Annotated in this window: 16 protein-coding genes; 9 read left to right on the plus strand and 7 right to left on the minus strand. The window is 50.7% G+C overall.

Annotated features, from left to right (window positions below; all coding sequences use genetic code 11):
- Positions 1–12: 12 nt before the first annotated feature.
- Positions 13–378: a DUF3888 domain-containing protein gene (locus M3194_RS09150; protein WP_251653099.1), complete on the minus strand. Its 366-nt coding sequence runs from the start codon at positions 376–378 to the stop codon at positions 13–15.
- Positions 379–883: 505 nt separating this feature from the next.
- Between M3194_RS09150 and M3194_RS09155 the strand changes: the two genes are divergently transcribed.
- The 5 genes from M3194_RS09155 to gyrA all read left to right on the plus strand — a co-directional run bounded on the left by M3194_RS09155 (position 884) and on the right by gyrA (position 10,527).
- Entirely contained in the window at positions 884–2,668 is a 1,785-nt protein-coding gene (locus M3194_RS09155) for an ABC transporter ATP-binding protein (protein ID WP_251653100.1), read from the plus strand.
- The gene (locus M3194_RS09160; RefSeq protein WP_251653101.1) at positions 2,665–4,512 is read left to right on the plus strand and encodes an ABC transporter ATP-binding protein; all 1,848 of its coding nucleotides are present in this window, start codon (positions 2,665–2,667) and stop codon (positions 4,510–4,512) included. The genes M3194_RS09155 and M3194_RS09160 overlap by 4 nt, the downstream gene beginning before the upstream one ends.
- A gap of 115 nt (positions 4,513–4,627) precedes the next feature.
- Positions 4,628–5,806, plus strand: a complete 1,179-nt coding sequence (gene purT / locus M3194_RS09165; RefSeq protein WP_251653102.1) for a formate-dependent phosphoribosylglycinamide formyltransferase — start codon at positions 4,628–4,630, stop codon at positions 5,804–5,806.
- A gap of 285 nt (positions 5,807–6,091) precedes the next feature.
- Positions 6,092–8,062 (plus strand): DNA topoisomerase IV subunit B, encoded by a 1,971-nt coding sequence (gene parE / locus M3194_RS09170; protein ID WP_251653103.1) that lies wholly within the window; start codon positions 6,092–6,094, stop codon positions 8,060–8,062.
- A gap of 11 nt (positions 8,063–8,073) precedes the next feature.
- The gene (gene gyrA / locus M3194_RS09175; RefSeq protein WP_251653104.1) at positions 8,074–10,527 is read left to right on the plus strand and encodes a DNA gyrase subunit A; all 2,454 of its coding nucleotides are present in this window, start codon (positions 8,074–8,076) and stop codon (positions 10,525–10,527) included.
- On the opposite strand, the gene M3194_RS09180 is transcribed toward gyrA, so the two are convergent.
- Positions 10,518–10,685, minus strand: a complete 168-nt coding sequence (locus tag M3194_RS09180) for a hypothetical protein (protein WP_251653105.1) — start codon at positions 10,683–10,685, stop codon at positions 10,518–10,520. The genes gyrA and M3194_RS09180 overlap by 10 nt on opposite strands.
- A 195-nt stretch (positions 10,686–10,880) precedes the next feature.
- On the opposite strand from M3194_RS09180, the gene M3194_RS09185 reads away from it, so the two are divergent.
- Complete coding sequence (locus tag M3194_RS09185; RefSeq protein WP_251653106.1) at positions 10,881–11,285, plus strand: MarR family winged helix-turn-helix transcriptional regulator; 405 nt, start codon at positions 10,881–10,883, stop codon at positions 11,283–11,285.
- 7 nt (positions 11,286–11,292) lie between these two features.
- On the opposite strand, the gene M3194_RS09190 is transcribed toward M3194_RS09185, so the two are convergent.
- The 3 genes from M3194_RS09190 to M3194_RS09200 are packed head-to-tail and all read right to left on the minus strand — an operon-like array spanning position 11,293 to position 14,212.
- Entirely contained in the window at positions 11,293–12,576 is a 1,284-nt protein-coding gene (locus tag M3194_RS09190; RefSeq protein ID WP_251653107.1) for a CapA family protein, read from the minus strand.
- Between the two features lie 32 nt (positions 12,577–12,608).
- Complete coding sequence (locus M3194_RS09195) at positions 12,609–13,346, minus strand: RluA family pseudouridine synthase (protein ID WP_251653108.1); 738 nt, start codon at positions 13,344–13,346, stop codon at positions 12,609–12,611.
- The gene (locus tag M3194_RS09200) at positions 13,346–14,212 is read right to left on the minus strand and encodes a class I SAM-dependent methyltransferase (protein WP_251653109.1); all 867 of its coding nucleotides are present in this window, start codon (positions 14,210–14,212) and stop codon (positions 13,346–13,348) included. The genes M3194_RS09195 and M3194_RS09200 overlap by 1 nt, the downstream gene beginning before the upstream one ends.
- A gap of 222 nt (positions 14,213–14,434) precedes the next feature.
- Here M3194_RS09200 and M3194_RS09205 point away from each other — a divergent pair, with 222 nt between their 5' ends.
- Positions 14,435–14,998 carry a phosphatase PAP2 family protein gene (locus M3194_RS09205; protein ID WP_251653110.1) on the plus strand — a complete coding sequence of 188 codons (564 nt, stop codon included), beginning with the start codon at positions 14,435–14,437 and terminating at the stop codon, positions 14,996–14,998.
- 19 nt (positions 14,999–15,017) lie between these two features.
- On the opposite strand, the gene M3194_RS09210 is transcribed toward M3194_RS09205, so the two are convergent.
- A complete protein-coding gene (locus tag M3194_RS09210; protein WP_397334293.1) occupies positions 15,018–15,311 on the minus strand; it encodes a helix-turn-helix domain-containing protein in 294 nt (97 codons plus the stop codon).
- 174 nt (positions 15,312–15,485) lie between these two features.
- Here M3194_RS09210 and M3194_RS09215 point away from each other — a divergent pair, with 174 nt between their 5' ends.
- Both M3194_RS09215 and araA read left to right on the plus strand, forming a co-directional pair.
- Positions 15,486–15,674: a hypothetical protein gene (locus M3194_RS09215; protein ID WP_251653112.1), complete on the plus strand. Its 189-nt coding sequence runs from the start codon at positions 15,486–15,488 to the stop codon at positions 15,672–15,674.
- A 145-nt stretch (positions 15,675–15,819) separates the two neighbouring features.
- Complete coding sequence (araA, locus tag M3194_RS09220) at positions 15,820–17,313, plus strand: L-arabinose isomerase (RefSeq protein ID WP_251653215.1); 1,494 nt, start codon at positions 15,820–15,822, stop codon at positions 17,311–17,313.
- A 49-nt stretch (positions 17,314–17,362) separates the two neighbouring features.
- Here the strand turns inward: araA and M3194_RS09225 are convergent, their stop codons facing one another.
- A complete protein-coding gene (locus tag M3194_RS09225; RefSeq protein ID WP_251653113.1) occupies positions 17,363–18,499 on the minus strand; it encodes a winged helix DNA-binding domain-containing protein in 1,137 nt (378 codons plus the stop codon).
- Between the last annotated feature and the right edge of the window lie 49 nt (positions 18,500–18,548).

An 18,548-nucleotide genomic window follows, 5' to 3' on the forward strand; every position in this document is an offset into this window, starting at 1 on the left:
TGTTGCGTTTGTTTACCTTAAAAGATCTTGATAATTCGGAGGGAAGTCCTCTTTATTTGGTCCCTTCAAATGCTCCAATTGCAGCAGCTTCACGTGAGCGACCGGTGATATTTGATAAGTGAACCGATCCTCGCCAACCGGAATATGAGGACCAACGGTAGGAACGGCTTGAAGGGTGATCCGAAGATCAAATCCTCGGAAACCGTTAACTCGATCCGTCTTGATAACGTCTACAAGATAGGGGTATATCTCTGGATTAACGGTCAAGACATCCTTATACACATCAGCCAGCTTATCATGCATGTTCGGCAATAACTGCAATACAAGCATATCTTGAATCTGCAGCTCTCTAGAGTCATGTTCCGGTTTTGGATTCAAGTTTATGAACTCCGCTGCATGCGCCTTATTTATACAAAGCATCGAGAGAACCAGAACAATCATTGACCGCTTCAACAAGACAAAAACCTCCCGTTTTTGTCTTACTATACCCACATGAGAACGATATTTGCCTGTTACTGAGGGTACTATACTCGGGCCTGAAAAGCCACAATAGTGCGGATCAGCGCAAACAGCCTGTTTTCGCCAATAAAGAAGCGTCCATTTGACCGGATGGACGCTTCTTTATTATTAACTTAATAATGTTTAGTTTGACCTATTTACATATACTTGTGTGTTTCTGTGCAAAAATGGAGGAATTGCCACACATCTGGGATGATTATTGATTATTTAGGAGGATACCCCGTTAATTTTTTCTAATTCGCCATAATCGGCTGATTCAGCTAAATATACGTGATTATCTACTGTTTGCCGCTTCTCGCCGTTACTGCTAATATTCACACATGCTTATAAAACTTAAAAATAAAGAACGGGGAGATGGATTTACTTGGACGTCTTTAGGCAATTGAAACGGTTTTATTGGGTTGAGCGAAAATATCTGCTATCATCAATTATTTGTCTGATGTTTGCGACTGCGCTTGGTCTGGTTTACCCGAACTTGCTGCGTTACTTGATTGATGATGTAATCAAGCCAAAAGACTTTGACAAAGTGCCTATGCTAGCTCTGTCCGTCGTAGCGGTCGTGACCTTAAAAGGGCTCATGCAATTCCTGCACGGATTTTTTGGCGGAAGGCTCGGCAACCGGGTTACCTTCCGTATGCGCAACGCCTGCTATGACAAACTTCAAACGCTTTCATTCCAATACTATGATAAGGCGAAAACCGGCGATTTGATGTCCAGGTTGACGGCAGATCTTGAAGCGATCCGCCAGTTTATCGGCTTTGGCTTTGCTCAGATTCTGAACGTGGCGCTGATGATTGTTTTCGGCGGAGCCATGATGATGTCGATTGACTGGAAGCTGACCTTGATCACGCTTGTCACTATCCCGTTTCTTGCTTTTACGGCGATCCGTTTCGAGAGCAGAATCCATCCGGCCTTCCGCGAGATGCGCAAAGCGATGAGTAATCTGACGACGGCGGTTCAGGAGAATATTACGGGGGTAAGAACGGTCAAATCCTTTGCCCGCGAGCCGCATGAGGTTGATAAATTCTCCAAGCGCAATGAGCAATACCAGGCGAATCAGATTGGCGCATCCTCGATCTGGGCGAAGTTCTTCCCGTCGATGGAGCTTCTGGCCAACCTCAGCGTCGTGATACTCCTGATTGCGGGGGGCACGATGGTTATCCGGGGATCGTTATCGCTTGGTGAACTGGTAGCGTTCTTCAGCTTGATTTGGTACATTATCGGACCGATGTGGGGCATCGGCTTCCATATTAATAACTACACCCAGTCCAAAGCATCCGGCGAACGGGTGATGGAGCTGCTTAATACCCATATTCATGTCCAAAGCATAGAAAATGCGGTTGAGGTAGAAAAAGAAATGGTCCGAGGCCATGTACGCTTTGACAATGTGACCTTTAATTATCCGGATAAGGCTCCTGCCGTAACGAGTATCAGCATTGATGCCCCAGCCGGCAAAGTCGTTGGCCTGCTCGGTGCGACAGGCTCGGGCAAATCGACGATAATTCAGCTCCTAATGCGAGCCTATAATGTAAAGCTGGGCAAGATTACTCTCGACGGCATCGATATTCAGAATCTGGACGTGGAAAGCCTGCGCAGCCAGATCGCGCCGGTCTTCCAGGAGACGTTCCTGTTCTCCGCTTCGATCCGCACCAATATCGCTTACGGCGTGAGAGACGTGACGGATGAGCAGATCATCCGCGCAGCCAAGCTTGCGAAAGCGCATGATTTCATTATGGAGCTGCCCCTTGGATACGAAACGATTGTGGGCGAGAGAGGCATGGGCTTATCCGGCGGACAGAAACAACGGATCGCCATTGCCCGCGCGCTGATCCGCAATCCTCGGATTCTTATATTGGACGATGCGACAAGCGCGGTTGACATGGAGACCGAACACGAGATTCAAGCGGGCTTCAAGGAGCTGATGGCAGGGCGCACAACCTTTATTATTGCGCACCGGATATCATCTCTTCGCCACGCGGACGAGATTATCGTACTTGACAAAGGACACATCGTTCAGCGCGGCACGCATGATGAGCTGATCGCCCAGCATGGACCGTACCGTGAAACCTATAACATTCAATATGCCGATCGGCCGCTTGCCGACCTGGATCCTTCGGTACCGCAGCGGAAAAGGAGCGTTGTTCAATGAGCAGTTCCAATAAAGAGCTGAAAGACAGAATCAAGAACGCCAGCGACAAGAAAGAACGGTTTATTTACCAGGATGATGACGCGATCGAGAAGCCGTTTAACTGGGCGCAGATGCGGCGCTTGTTCTATTATATGAAGCCTTACACGCGTCAATTGATTCCCGTTATTATTACCATGATTATCGGTACGATTACGAGGCTCACCATACCGGCATTGACCATTCTGGCCATTGACCAGGCGATAGAACCGGCAAATGGCGATACCAGCTACGGCAAGCTCTATTTAATAGCCGGAATCATGGTTGCCTTGTTCATTATCCAATGGGCAACCAACCAATACCGGATAAAGTACACGAACATAATCGGGCAAAAGGTCATTTACGATCTCCGCCATCATCTCTTCCAGCATATCCAGAAGCTCTCGTTCCGTTTCTATGACAAGCGTCCCGCGGGTTCCGTGCTTGTACGGGTAACCAATGACGTTAACGCCTTGCAGGACTTGTTTACGAACGGGGTAGTCAACTCCCTGATGGACTGCGTTCAGCTGGTGGGCATCGTCATTATCCTGCTCATCTGGAACTTCAAGCTGGGCCTAGCCGTCATGATTACCGTTCCGATTATGTTCCTTGTGTCGTCCACGCTTCGCAAACGAATTCGGTTTGCCTGGCAGGATGTTCGCAAGAAGCAGTCGCGCATCAACTCCCACTTGAATGAAAGCATTCAAGGGATGAAGATTACGCAGGCGTACGTGCAGGAAAAAGAAAACATGCGTTTCTTCGACAACATGAACGCGGTGAACGTAAAGGCCTGGAACAAGGCTTCGGCGCTTAACCAAACGTTTGGTCCGGTCATTGAGATTACATCGGCCATCGGTACCTTTATCCTGTTCTGGTACGGTTCTTATTTAATCGAGCATCAAGAGATTACCGTTGGTCTTCTCGTCGGCTTTGCCAACTATGTCGGCAACTTCTGGGATCCGATCAACCGTCTCGGCCAGGTCTACAACCAGCTTCTTGTCGCTATGGCTTCGTCGGAGCGCATCTTCGAGTTTATTGACGAGGAGCCTACGGTAGGCGAGCTGGAGTACGCGAAGCCGCTTGCGAGCATCCGGGGCGACGTGCAGTTCGACAATATCGTGTTCGAGTACGAGAAGGGGCGGCCCGCGCTTCACGGCATCAGCATCAATGTGAAAGCGGGTCAGTCCATCGCGCTTGTTGGCCATACCGGCTCCGGCAAAAGTACGATTATCAACCTGCTATGCCGCTTCTACGATCCGGTGCAGGGCGCGGTTCGGATCGACGGTCACGATATTCGCAACGTTACGCTTGATAGTCTTCGTTCGCAGGTTGGTCTGGTTATGCAGGATACCTTTATCTTCGCAGGCACGATCCGTGACAATATTCGTTACGGCCGATTAGATGCGACGGACTATGAGATTGTAGAGGCTGCAAAAGCGGTGCATGCGCATGATTTCATCATGTCGCTGCCAGACGGTTATGATACGGAAGTTGAGGAACGCGGTAACGTTCTGTCGATGGGGCAGCGCCAGCTGCTCTCCTTCGCCCGCGCTTTGCTTGCTGATCCGCGCGTCCTTATCCTGGATGAAGCAACGGCGAGCATTGATACCGAGACGGAGCTGAAGATTCAGGAGGCGCTCAAGACGCTGCTGAAAGGTCGCACGTCGTTTATGATCGCCCACCGCCTGTCCACGATCCGCAATGCGGACGAGATTATCGTTCTTGACCATGGGCGGATTGTCGAGCAGGGCAACCATGAAGCTTTGATCAAGAAAAATGGCATTTATAACGGTCTGATCGAGGCTCAATATCGATTCTTGTCGGCCTAGTATTGATTTTTGGGGAAAGAACCTCCACAATGGAAGAAAAATAAACCAGACCTCGAGGGATATATTCTTTACATCTACCTCGCGGCTGGATTCTTCCGGGAGGTTCTTTTTTATTATGTATGGATCACCATTGACAACGAATGCACGCAAGCTTCTTCTGCTTGGCTCCGGAGAGCTTGGCAAGGAGGTTGCGCTTGAAGCACAGCGCCTTGGCGTAGAGACGATTGCGGTTGACCGCTACGCGAATGCGCCGGCTATGCAGGTTGCTCATCGTTGCCATGTTACGGATATGCTTGACGGTGCCGCGATCAGACGAATTATTGAAGATGAGAAGCCGGACTTTATCGTGCCGGAGATTGAAGCGATCGCAACCGAAACCCTGCTGGAGCTTGAGAAGGAAGGCTTTAATGTCATTCCAACGGCACGCGCGGCACGCCTGACCATGGATCGTGAAGGCATTCGCCGTCTGGCTGCCGAGACGCTTGGCTTGCCGACTGCGCCGTATCTATTCGCGGATTCCCTTGATGAACTTAAGGCTGCCGTCAAAGAGATTGGTCTGCCTTGCGTAATTAAACCGATTATGAGCTCGTCGGGCAAAGGGCAAAGCGTATGCAAGACGGAAGCTGATATCGAGAACTGCTGGAATTATGCCATGGAAGGCGGACGCGCGAAGAAGGCCCGGATTATCGTGGAAGGCTTTATTACGTTCGAATCCGAGATTACGCTTCTGACGATCCGTTCCGTATCCGGGACAAGCTTCTGCGCGCCAATCGGACATGTTCAGAAGGATGGGGACTACATCGAGTCGTGGCAGCCTCATGACATGACTCCGGAGCAAATCCAGCAAGCGGAAGAGATCGCTCTGCGCATTACGGATGAGCTTGGCGGATTCGGCTTGTACGGGGTAGAGCTGTTCATTACGCAAGACGGCGTGTTGTTCAGCGAAGTGTCGCCTCGTCCGCATGATACGGGCATGGTAACGATGGTTACACAGGATTTATCGGAGTTTGCTCTGCATGTCCGCGCTATTCTTGGCTTCCCGATTCCTACGATTCGTCTGCTTACGCCTGGGGCGACGCATACGCTGAAGGCCGACCGCGAGTCGTCTTCCTTCCGCATTGGCGGAGTTCAAGAAGCGCTTGCGCTTCCGAACACGCAAGTACGCGTATTCGGCAAACCGGAGACTAAGATCGGACGCCGGATGGCGGTTGCGCTAAGCTCGGCCGGCAGCACGGACGAGGCGCGGGATCTGGCCCGCCAAGCCGCGGAATCCCTCCATATTCAGTACGATTGATCAGTCATTTCAGAGGCGGCTTCCCTTGTGCGGAAACAAGGAGAAGCCGCTCCTTTTTTTGATCCGCATGAATGGAACTTGACGATTACGTGCATGAATAATTTAGCGTGGGACGCGAATTTATGTTATTCTGTTAATCCATCGAGCGCTTTAACCGATATTGATAAGGGCACAAACTTCATAACATCCGTTACCACTCGTGTCTTTACTAATCGGGACAAGTTGAATTAAAATAGCTTGAAGATATGGAAACGTGAAGCTTCGCAAAATTTAGGAGGCATACCCATGGCAGAGCAAGTAGATCTTTTCGCAAAAACAGCGGCCCCGGATCGGAATTACGAGGCTGATGATATACAGGTGCTCGAAGGCTTAACCGCTGTACGGAAACGGCCGGGCATGTACATTGGCAGCACGAGCAGCTCTGGCCTGCATCATCTGGTCTGGGAAATCGTTGATAATGCCGTGGACGAGCATTTGGCGAAATTTTGTACGGCGATTGATGTAACGCTGCACAAGAATGGCGCGGTTACCGTACAGGATAACGGGCGCGGCATTCCGACAGGGATGCACAAGACAGGAATCCCAACGCCGCAGGTCGTGTATACGATTCTGCATGCTGGCGGCAAGTTCGGCGGTGGAGGATATAAGAAATCGGGCGGCCTGCACGGCGTAGGCGCTTCGGTAACCAATGCATTATCCGAATGGCTTGAAGTGGAGATTTTCCGTGACGGGAAAATACATAAGATGCGCTTCGAATATTGGGTGGATGACAAAGGCAAGGAGCATGTCGGCGAGCCGGTAACGGGCCTTGAGATTATGGGCAATACGAACCGGACAGGCACGAAGGTGACATTTAAGCCGGACGCCCGTGTTTTCCAAGGCGGGACATCGCTTAACTACGATACGCTGGCAGAGCGTCTGCAGGAAATTGCGTTCCTGAACTCAGGCCTCAAGGTGACCATCAAGGATGACCGCAGCGGCAAAGAGGACGTCTTCCATTACGAAGGCGGCGCGCGCCAATTCGTGCAATACTTGAACGATGACAAGACCGTTCTCCATGACGTGGTTCATTTCATGGGGGAGAAGGACGAGATTGAAGTGGAAGTTGCCCTTCAGTACAACGATGGATATACCGAGACGATCGCATCCTTCGTGAACTCGATCCCGACACGCGGCGGCGGCACGCATGAGACCGGTTTCAAGACCGCGTATACGCGGGTTATGAATGATTATGCCCGCAAGGCAGGCATGCTGAAGGAGAAGGACAAGAATCTTGAAGGCAATGATCTGCGCGAAGGCATGATGTCGGTTATTAACATCAAGATGTCCGAGGTTGAATTCGTCGGCCAGACGAAGGACCAACTGGGCAGCGCATCGGCACGGAGCGCCGTGGACGCTGTAGTCTCCGACAAAATGCAGGTATTCCTCGAGGAAAATCCTCAAGTGGCGCAGATGCTCCTGAAGAAGGCCGTTCAAGCCTCCAGAGCAAGAGAAGCGGCGCGCAAAGCGCGGGAAGAGATCCGCAGCGGCAAGAAGAAGAGCGAGAGCTCCAATCTGAACGGCAAGCTGACACCGGCACAATCGAAGGACTTTTCGAAGAACGAGCTGTTTATCGTCGAGGGCGATTCCGCGGGGGGGTCGGCGAAGCAGGGTCGCGATTCGAAGCATCAGGCGATTCTGCCGCTGAAAGGCAAACCCATGAATCCGGAGAAAGCCAAGCTGCTGGACATTCTCAAGAACGATGAGTATAAAGCCATCATTGCCGCGATTGGAGCGGGAGTTGGCCCGGAATTTGATGCGGATGAATGCAATTACAATAAAATCATCATTATGACGGACGCGGATACGGACGGGGCGCACATTCAGGTACTGCTGCTGACGTTCTTCTACCGGTATATGAAGCCGCTGATCGACACCGGACGGGTCTATATCGCTCAACCGCCCTTGTACAAGATTACACGCAAATCAGGCAAGCTGGAGACGATCCGTTACGCTTGGACCGATGAGCAGCTGCAGAATTACTTGAAGGAATTCGGCAAGAACTTTGAGCTGCAGCGCTACAAAGGACTTGGCGAGATGAATCCCGATCAGCTGTGGGAGACAACCATGGATCCGGAGACCCGCACGCTGCTGCAGGTTCAAATCGAGGATGCGGCTAAGGCTGAGCGCCGTGTATCCGCGCTTATGGGCGATAAGGTTGACCCGCGGAAGCGCTGGATTATCGAGAATGTGGACTTCACAGAATATGTAGAATAGGAGGTAACGGCATGGGCATGCTGGAACAGTTTTTACCGGCGTATTTGGAAGAGGTCGTAGGAGACCGCTTCGGCCGATATTCGAAATATATTATTCAAGACCGGGCTATTCCCGACGTTCGGGATGGACTTAAGCCGGTTCAACGCCGCATCCTGTATGCGATGTACGATTCGAACAATACGCCGGACAAGCCATACCGCAAATCGGCGAAAACCGTCGGTGACGTAATGGGCAATTACCATCCGCATGGCGACTCTTCGATCTACGAAGGCATGGTGCGCATGGCGCAGCCTTGGAAGATGGGACATGTGCTCGTAGACGGACACGGCAACTGGGGATCGATGGACGATGACCCGGCAGCGGCAATGCGTTATACAGAGGCGCGTTTGTCGCCTATCGCCATGGAGATTTTGCGGGATATCGATAAACGGACCGTCCAATTCAAAGATAACTTTGATAACACGACGAAAGAGCCGGTTGTTTTGCCGGCCCGTTATCCGAACCTGCTTGTGAACGGCACAAGCGGGATTTCGGCAGGCTTCGCAACGGAAATCCCGCCGCATAACCTGAGGGAGACGATTGATGCCTGCATCGCGGTGATGGCACGTCCGGATATGCCAGTGGAAGAGCTGATGGGAATTGTGAAGGGACCTGACTTCCCGACCGGCGGCGTTATTATGGGCGAGGAAGGAATCCGGGAGGCTTATTCAACGGGCAAAGGCAGAATTTACATTCGTTCGAAGGTCGAGATTGAGGACGTACGGGGCGGACGCCAGCAGATTACGATTACGGAAATTCCGTATCAGGTCGTCAAATCACGTCTGGTGAGCGCGATGGAAAACATCCGTCTGGAGAAGAAGGTAGAAGGCATCTCCGAAGTTCGAGACGAGAGCGGCCGGAACGGACTGCGTATAGTCGTGGAACTGAAGAAGGAAGCGGATGCTAACGGGATCCTGGCTTATTTGCTGAAAAAGACCGATCTTCAAGTGACGTATAACTTCAATATGGTTGCAATCGTAAACAAAGCGCCTCAACAGCTGGGCATTAAACAGATTCTAAGCGCTTATATTGACCACCAGAAGGAAGTTGTCACTCACCGCACGCAATATGAGCTGGAGAAAGCCGAAGAGCGTGCGCACGTGGTAGAAGGCCTTGTGAAGGCTCTGAATATCCTCGACGAAGTCATTGCAACGATCAAAGCCTCGAAGAACCGTGCGGACGCGCAGAACAACCTGGTTGCCAAATACGGCTTTACCGAACGGCAGGCGGACGCGATTCTGACGCTTCAATTGTACCGTTTGACGAATTTGGAGATTACATCGCTTGAGAAAGAGCTTAAGGAAATGCAGAAGCGCATTGCTTACCTGCGTTCCATTCTGGACAGCGAGAAGAAGCTTATTGGCGTAATCAAGGATGAACTCGTTGAAATCCGCGACAAATACGGCATTGACCGCCGTTCGTCCATTCGCGGCGAAGTGGAAGAGCTGAAGGTGAACCTTGAAGTTATGGTTCAATCGGAAGACGTGATTGTTACCCTCAGCGAAGAAGGCTACATGAAGCGGACAAGCCTAATGTCGTTCACCCGTTCAGGCGGGGACTTGCAAACGGCCGGAGTAAAAGAAGGCGATGTAATCAGCAGCGTCTATGAAGTGAACACCATTGACAACTTGCTCTTATTCACCCGTAAGGGTCAATACTACATGCTTCCCGTCCATCAAATTCCGGAGTTCAAGTGGAAGGATACGGGGACGGCTGTCGTCAATATCGTGCCGATTCCGAAGGATGATTCGATCGTAGCCGTCATTCCGGTCAAGGACTTCAACCAGCCGGCAGTATCTCTTGTATTCGTGACGAAGCGAGCGCAGGTGAAACGCACGGAGCTGAAGGAATATATGACGACTCGTTCTACCGCAATCGCAGCTACGAAGGTTGCCGACGGTGACGAGGTTATCCGTGTTATGCAAAGTGAAGGCACGCAGCAGCTGCTGCTTGTAAGTAAGCTGGGCATGAGCATCCGTTTCAATGAGCACGAAGTAAATCCGATGGGACGGGTTGCAGCAGGCGTACGCGGCATGCAGCTAAGAGAAGATGATGAATTGATTGCAGCCGAGTGGGTTGCTGACGATGAAGGCGAAGTGCTGGTTGTGTCCGATTTGGGCTATGCCAAACGAACGCTGCTTCTGGATTATCCGCTGCAAGGCAGAGGCGGCAAAGGGCTGCAGACCTTTGAATTCAAGGAAGGCAAGCGCGTCAAGCCAAACGGCAATGCTCTGGTCGCGGCTTTATATTGCAAGGAAGAGATAGGCATTATAGCGCTTACATCCTCAGGCGCGCAGCTGGCGGCGTCTACGGAGAAGGCACCGATTGAGGACCGGAAATCGATCGGAAGAATTCTTCTGCCGGTTGAGAAGAATGATGTGATTACGACGATCTTTGTTAAACCAGATTTATCTCCTCAGTCATAAGGCCGGTTAGGCGGGTCAAACCGTTCAATCAACCGGATGATGGCATCTAACATGACCCACATTGGCACCAGCTCATCCGGGCGGTCGAGCCATTGTGGGTCTTTTATGATGCCGTAGGCTTTTATCTTGCGAATGATTTCTGCTTTCTGGTCATCCATGGGGATCACTCCTTCACGCATCATTTCGACGAATAGGTGAGGCGCCTATGCCCATTGTATGTCTACTCCTGTCATAATGTTCGAATTTATAGCGATTAATGACTCAAATTATTAATTGGGTTAACCTTTTATTCGACATTTGCGAATGTTATAATTGGTATAAATGAGAAAATTGGACAGGAAGCGGGTGCCCATATGGTTTCTGAAGAATTTACTCGATTATGGACTAAGATGACAAGAGAATGGAAGGATAGTTTGGAAGAGGGGCTTGCGCCTCTGACAGAAGGGCAATTGAACGTGCTGGACATTTTGCTGCAGCATGAGCCGATGAAGCCTTCAGAACTGCTGCAATATCTTGCAACAACGCCGGCCGCGATTACTACATTGCTGGACCGGATGGAGCGCAACGAGCTAATTGTACGTACAAGAGACAATCAGGACCGCAGAATTGTGTGGGTGTCTGTATCGGAGAAAGGGAGAAATGAGGCCCAGCGCGGAACGGAAGTACGTTCTAAGCTAATTGGCGAATCGCTGGACCGTATCTCTTCCCATAACCAGCAGCTGCTTGTATATCTGCTGGGCAAGGTAGCTAATGCTTAAATAATGATTATTGCGGATCTGTATTCAACATGGATCTTAGACGGTTGCGAAGCACCTTCAGCGTTTGCTTCATGGAACTGTAATCGTTCTCGGTTAACAAGCTGTCACTGGCAGCCGTGATCGTCTGTTCTACCGGCAGGATACGATATCGATAATAGCTGTCCGGCTGGTAACGATGCACATAAGTAGGAGTTGACTCAATATCCGATAGCTCAATGGAGCCGTCGGATTTATTTTTTCGTACGGTTACTTTGAAGATAACGCCATAATCCTTCGTTTCGTCGCGTTGAGCAGAAATAAAATTACCCATAGAATAAATAATTAGTCCCTGTCTTGCGCGGCCATTGTCGTCTGTCGTTTCCAATACCTCATAAGGCTGAACCACATGCGGATGAGCGCCAGCGATAATGTCTGCTCCTTCAGCAACAAGCTTGCGGGCCAGCTGCTTCTGCTCATCACTAGGCGTCGTTTGATATTCAATGCCGAAGTGAAGAGCTACCGTCACAAAATCCGCGCCAATCTCTTTTAAATGTTGGATATCTTTAATCATCTTTTGTTCGTCAATCATAGATACGGCGTAAGGCTTGCCTTTAGGGAGCGGGATGCCGTTGGTTCCATACGTGTAAGCGAGCAGCCCCATCTTGATGCCGTTATGCTCGATGATGACCGGAGCGTCAGCTTCTTCCTGGGATTCGGCGGTCCCCTTGAGCGCGAAAGGGTATTCCTTCAAATGCTTCAAGGTCAGCATGAGCCCTTTGTCACCCTTGTCTAGCGAGTGGTTATTGGCATTGGTCAAAATGTTAAAGCCTGCATACTGCAGCGCGTCCAGCAGCTCCACAGGGGCGTTAAAGCTCGGATAACCGGTATAGCCGTACGCGGCGCCGGCTACGGGCGTCTCCAGATTCGCCATTACCCAGTCCCCTTGCTCGAGAATCGGCTTTACTTCTTCAAAGAAATAATTAAAGTTATACTTTTTCGTCTTGCTGTCGTACGCGCCCGGAAGCTCCGGCTTATGCATCATGATATCGCCGACGGCTATCCATACCGCTTCGTCATATTGCGGTGTTGGAACCGGAGTCGGCGTTGGCTCGGGCGTTGCTGTAGGAGCAACGGTTGGCGACAGAGTTGCCTCAGGCAGACTGGACTGCGTTGCTTCAGGTTGACTTGCTGTATCCGTCCTGTTGGAATCCTTGTTCAAGGTTGCTGTGATGATCAAAAAAATTCCTGCAGCTGCGATCAGCAGTAGAGTGAAATGAACGGTCAGGCGCTTCTTGCTTCGCTTTCTGCGCATGAAGGGCAATCCCTCCCAAAAAGAATTAATTCTTATTCAATATATATGTTGGACGCTTCCTCCAGCTGTTCGCTTCTCCACCAAGACCAAGCTGCCGAGCCATACGGAACGGAGCGGAAGCATTGGCGTTCCTTCGTTACCGGATGCGGAGCCTCAACCGATGTCGACCAAAGCGCAATATCGGATACGGATGTGGTGCCAGGAGCACCGTATTTGCGGTCTGCGACAAGCGGACAGCCGATATAAGCCATTTGGGCTCGAATTTGGTGAGGCCTGCCGGTATGAAGCTTAACGGCGATAAGAGAGTAACCTCCCGCCTCTGCGCATACCTTGTATTCCAGAATTGCCTCCTTGGCGTCGGGAGACGGTTCTTTGAATACGGTTACTTGATTGCGTTTGGCGTCTTTCCAAATGTAATGGCGAAGACGGTCCTGCTGCTTCGCAGGTTTGCCGTGAACGACGCATACATAGGTTTTGCCAAAGGTGCGGCTCCGTACCGCTTCGGATAAGCGGGATGCGGCCTTGGAGGTCTTGGCAAACAACATGGCCCCTCCAACCGGCCGGTCAAGCCGGTGAACAAGGCCGAGGAAAACATTCCCCGGCTTGTTATGGCGGATTTTCAGATCCTGTTTGATTAACGTTAGCATGTCAGGATCCCCGGTCTCATCCTCTTGAGACGGGATACCGGGGAGCTTGACTACGGCAATGATATGATTGTCCTCGTACAGCACCGGAATTACCGGGCTGTTCGGCTCATGACCGGCAGCCATTATTCGGACTCCCAGCGTCCAAGAATGCCGCAAGGCAGATGCAGGCCAGACTGGGTGATCGGCAAGCCGATTTCGCCGCAATTAATCATTCCGCCAAATTTGTTCTTCATTGTATTATGAAGCAAATTGTGGAGGACGGTTGGAGAAAGTCCGGTCGTATAGGAGTTAATCAGCAGGAAGAGCGGGTTATCCGACAGAATCGTTGTACAGAACTCAAGGAACGGATACAGATTCTCTTCCAGCTTCCAGGTTTCGCCGTTAGGGCCCCGTCCATAAGATGGCGGGTCCATGATGATGGCATCGTATTGACGGCCGCGACGCTGCTCGCGCTGCACGAATTTGAATACGTCATCCGTGATATAACGGATAGGAGCGCTTTCAAGGCCTGACAGCTGCGCATTTTCTTTGGCCCACTGTACCATGCCTTTTGACGCGTCCACATGCACAACTTCCGCGCCAGCCGCTGCGGCAGCCACTGTAGCGCCGCCGGAGTAGGCGAACAGATTCAGTACGCGGACAGGACGTCCAGCGGAACGGATCTTGTCCATCATCCAGCTCCAGTTAACCGCTTGCTCCGGGAACAATCCCGTATGCTTGAAGTTTGTTGGTTTGATATGGAATTTGAGCTCGCCATAGGAGATGGTCCACCGTTCGGGCAGGCTGGATTTGAACTGCCATTGTCCGCCACCCGAGGAGCTGCGGTGGTAATGCCCGTCTGCTTGCTTCCAGGCACCGGTTTCATTTGCGATCGGCCAAATAATCTGAGGATCCGGACGGCGGAGAATGTACTGGCCCCAGCGTTCCAGCTTGTCTCCGGCTCCAGTGTCGATAACCTCGTAATCGGTCCATTTATCTGCTACATACATGTTATAGTAATCCTTCCTTGGTGTATAATTTTCGTTGTATTATAATGAAGTCTTCGACTATTATAACGAAGCGCACAAGATGAAGCAATTAGGTTCATGCTTGTGAAGTAAGAATCGCCACAATAGGCGTGTGACATTTCTTAGTAGGAGGGGCTTATTATTCGAAAACAAGGATGGTTAATTGGATCGACGGCGAGTCTGCTGATTTTTATCGCTGCAGCAATGCTGGCGGCACGGAACAATGCCTCGAGGCTTGACGAATCGGTTGCTGATTGGTTTGCAAGCATACATAACGGCACTCTAACCGATCTATTCAAAGTCATGACGACGCTTGGGTCAACGGTTGGCATTATTGCGATTACGCTTGTACTTGCTGTTTGGTTCGGATGGAGGCAGGGGTGGAGGCGCACAGTGCTGCTTATTGCGGGGGTAGCGGGAGCTTATCTTGTAAATACGCTCGTGAAATCCGGATTTGACCGTGCAAGACCAGCGATGGCTTGGGGAATTGAGGCGGACGGGGCAAGCTTCCCTAGCGGCAATGCAATGCTGGCGATCGTCATGTACAGCCTGGCGGCGATCTGGATTGCGACGGACAAAAGCATTCACCGCGCAGTGAGATGGACTGCGGCTGCTATCGCCGTGCTTCTGATTATATTAATGGGAGTATCCCGACTTTATTTCAGCGTGCATTATGCCACGGACATCATTGGCGGATACGCTGCCGGATTTGTCATCGTATGCCTGCTGATGGCGCTTGCAAGGGGCAAGAGGCTTAATAGCCGCTAGTCCTGTGGACTGCGGCTAATTAAGACTCCCGGATCGCGTCCAACATTTTGTCGATTGATTCCTTGCGCTTGTCTTCGTCCATGTTGTTGAGCAGCCGAATGATCTCAATGGTATCTGCTGCAACTTGAGGCTCCGTGCCGCGTGATTCACCATCGATAATATAATCCGTGGTGACTTCAAAAAACGAGGCTAGCTTGATCAGAGTCTCATACACGGGCTGCCTGTTGTTAATCTCGTAGTGGCTGTAAGCGGATCGCGTTATGCCGATGGATTGTGCAACTATTTCTTGCGATAAGCTTCGTTGCTGTCGCAACTCCTTAAGTCGATCTCCCATCGTCAAGGTCATTCGCTCCTCACATTGGTAATCAATTTGGCGGTATGTTACACTCACTACTAGTAATTTATGATACAAATCGTATCATTGTCAAGCTTAATATGAGAAAGTTACTAATAAAATAGAAATATTTAGGAAAGGTGTTGATTAGCGATGGTTTTAACCTTCGAATGCGAATGCGGCAATAAAACGGGGGTATTTGCAACGGGAGACCGCGACGAAACCGGCCGTGAATTTATCGAGCTTGAAGACGATGACCGTTTAACCTACATCATAGGAGAAGACGGTATTTTGTTTAAATGCAAATTCTGCGGATATACATATCGTTTGGATAAGTTATAAATAGCGTAAATTACAAAATGGATATTGAAATCCGTTCCTGTTCGGAGTAGTATAGAGGATAAGTTGTACGTACAACTTATCCTCTATTTTTATGGAGCATGGTCTTGATGTACGTACAAATTCATCCCAGCTAGGAGGAATTATGGTGTTATCCATTAAACCTTATCAATTTTGGTTTGTTACGGGCAGTCAGCATTTGTACGGACCTGAGACGCTTGAAGAAGTAGCGGTCCATTCGCAAAGCATTACGGCAGGATTAAATGAATCTTCTAATCTTCCATTCGAGATTGTATACAAACCGGTAGTAACAACGCCGGAAGAAATCTATCAGGTGTGCCTGGATGCGAAAGCGGATTCAAACTGTGCTGGCGTTATTGCCTGGATGCACACCTTCTCGCCAGCGAAAATGTGGATCAGAGGGCTTTCCGAGCTTCGCAAGCCGCTTCTGCATCTGCATACACAATATAACAGCAACATTCCATGGGATACGATCGACATGGACTTCATGAACACGAACCAGTCTGCTCATGGCGACCGTGAATTCGGTCATATTTTTGCCCGTCTGGGAATCGACCGCAAAGTGGTTACCGGACATTGGGAAGACGGAGAAGTCCAAGCCCGCGTAGGCGCTTGGATGAATTCCGCTGCGGCGTACATGGAGAGCAAAACGCTTAAGATCGCAAGATTCGGTGACAATATGCGTCAAGTAGCCGTTACCGAAGGCGATAAAGTGGAGGCTCAAATCCAGCTTGGCTGGACAATAGATGGATACGGCATCGGCGATCTGGTAGCTAGCATGAACGAAATTAGCGATGCGGAAGTTCAAGATCTGCTCAACGAGTACAGCGAACGTTATGAGATTGCAAGCAGCGTACGCGATAATGCCGATTCCTGGGCAGCCATTGAAGAGCAGGCCAGAATCGAGCTTGGCATGAAGCGTTTCCTGCAAGCAGGCGGTTATACCGCATTTACAACAACCTTCGAAGATCTGCACGGCATGAAGCAGCTTCCGGGTTTGGCTGTGCAACGCCTGATGGAGCAGGGTTACGGCTTCGGCGGCGAAGGAGATTGGAAGACTTCCGCGCTTACTCGCATTATGAAGCTGATGGCCGGCAATATCGGCACTTCCTTCATGGAAGACTATACTTATCATTTGGAAAAAGGCAATGAAATGATTCTTGGCGCTCATATGCTTGAGGTATGTCCAACGATCGCGGAGAGCAAGCCCCGCATTGAAGTACATCCGCTTGGTATCGGCGGCAAAGCTGATCCTGCGCGCATTATTTTCGATGGCAAAGCAGGCGAGGCGGTTAACGCTTCTCTGGTTGATCTCGGCAACCGTTTCCGACTGATTATTAGCGAAGTTGACGCTGTTAAGGTAGAAAAGGATATGCCTAATTTGCCTGTTGCCCGCGTTCTGTGGAAACCGCGTCCATCGCTTCGCGATTCGGCAGAGGCATGGATCTACGCAGGCGGCGCGCATCATACGGTGCTTTCGTACGTTGTCACGACCGATCAGCTTGTTGACTGGGCCGACATGCTTGGCATTGAGGTTGTCGTGATCGACAGCAACACTACAATCCGCCAGTTCCGCCAAGAACTGCGCTGGAATGAGCAGAGCTACGGCCGTCGCCGCTAGCATAGGAAAATGAAAGGCCACGGTTCTTAGGAACCGTGGCCTTTTTTTATTAGTTAAACAGAATCTCATGATCTATTCCTGCGGCTGCGAATTGAAGCAGCTTCTCGCCTTCTGCGATCAGATCTTCCTGTTCTTCCTTGGTGAGCGGTCGGAAGGGATCGATGATGAGGACAGCCTTCTGGCTGCTCCTTTCGATTGACCATATTCCTTCAATATATCCATTCAAGAGAATGGTTGAGCGAAGGATGCCGTTCGCCGTAAGGATCCGTTTGCCATATGCAGTGTCCATGAACCGGGAGCGATCGGCTATGCCAAGCAGCATTTGATCGAATTCTCCTAGGTAACGGGCAGGCGGAGCAAGATCAGCCTCCGGACGAGGAGCGTCCGGCAGATCAAATAACTCATTGCCCCGTTCATCACGGAAGACAACAAGCTGCGGCCGAAGTTGTTCGAAATATTCCTTCAGGCGGGTAAGACCGGACCAAGCTTGCATATCCTTGACCGTTGCCGGTCCATAAGCGGCCAGGTATCTCCGTACAAGCTTTTCGATATCTGGTTGTGCATGCAGGGGCTGTTCCAGCCATACCTCAGCGGAGGTATGGGTCGCTTGACCGCTTTCCCCCCATAATCCGCGCGGCGGAATTTGAATGAGGGGGACAAAGGTACGTACAGCAGCAGAAAGTGCTTCCTGGTCCGTATCTGGCCAAGCTTGCGCCAGCAGCTTGCCGAGCTCGTTGAACGTGCGAGGCTGTTCCTCGACAAGCCTTCTGCCTTCAGCCGTCAGGGAGGCAAGATCAACGGAGGCAAGACGTTTGCCGAAGCTTCCGTTGAGCGCGCGTTCATGTAAGGTCTGCACCCAAGGCCTAAGGAGCAGGCAGTCGCTTGCGGATACCAAGTGGAGAGTGGACCGCATAAGGGCAATCCTTACCGCCCGGCGACCGGAAATCAGCGCAGATAATTGAGATTGTTCAAATCCCTCTAGCCTTGTCCAAAGCGAATAATAAGGAGCATTTGGTGCTTGTGCCTGCAAGCCGATAAACCACTCCAACGTATCCAGAACCGGCATGTCCGAACGGGAGAGCAGCATTTGCCTGGCTAATAATGCTCGGTTAAGCTCAAGTGAGCTTATGTTTTGTGCCTCATACGCCATATTCGTCAGCACCTCGCGGCAAGAATCTATTTCCAATTAGAGTAGCTTTCTTTGAGGCAACTTACAAGTCTTGATTGTAAGAGAG

The sequence above is a fragment of the Paenibacillus glycanilyticus genome (assembly GCF_023715145.1).
In the GTDB taxonomy this organism is placed as follows: domain Bacteria; phylum Bacillota; class Bacilli; order Paenibacillales; family Paenibacillaceae; genus Pristimantibacillus; species Pristimantibacillus glycanilyticus_A.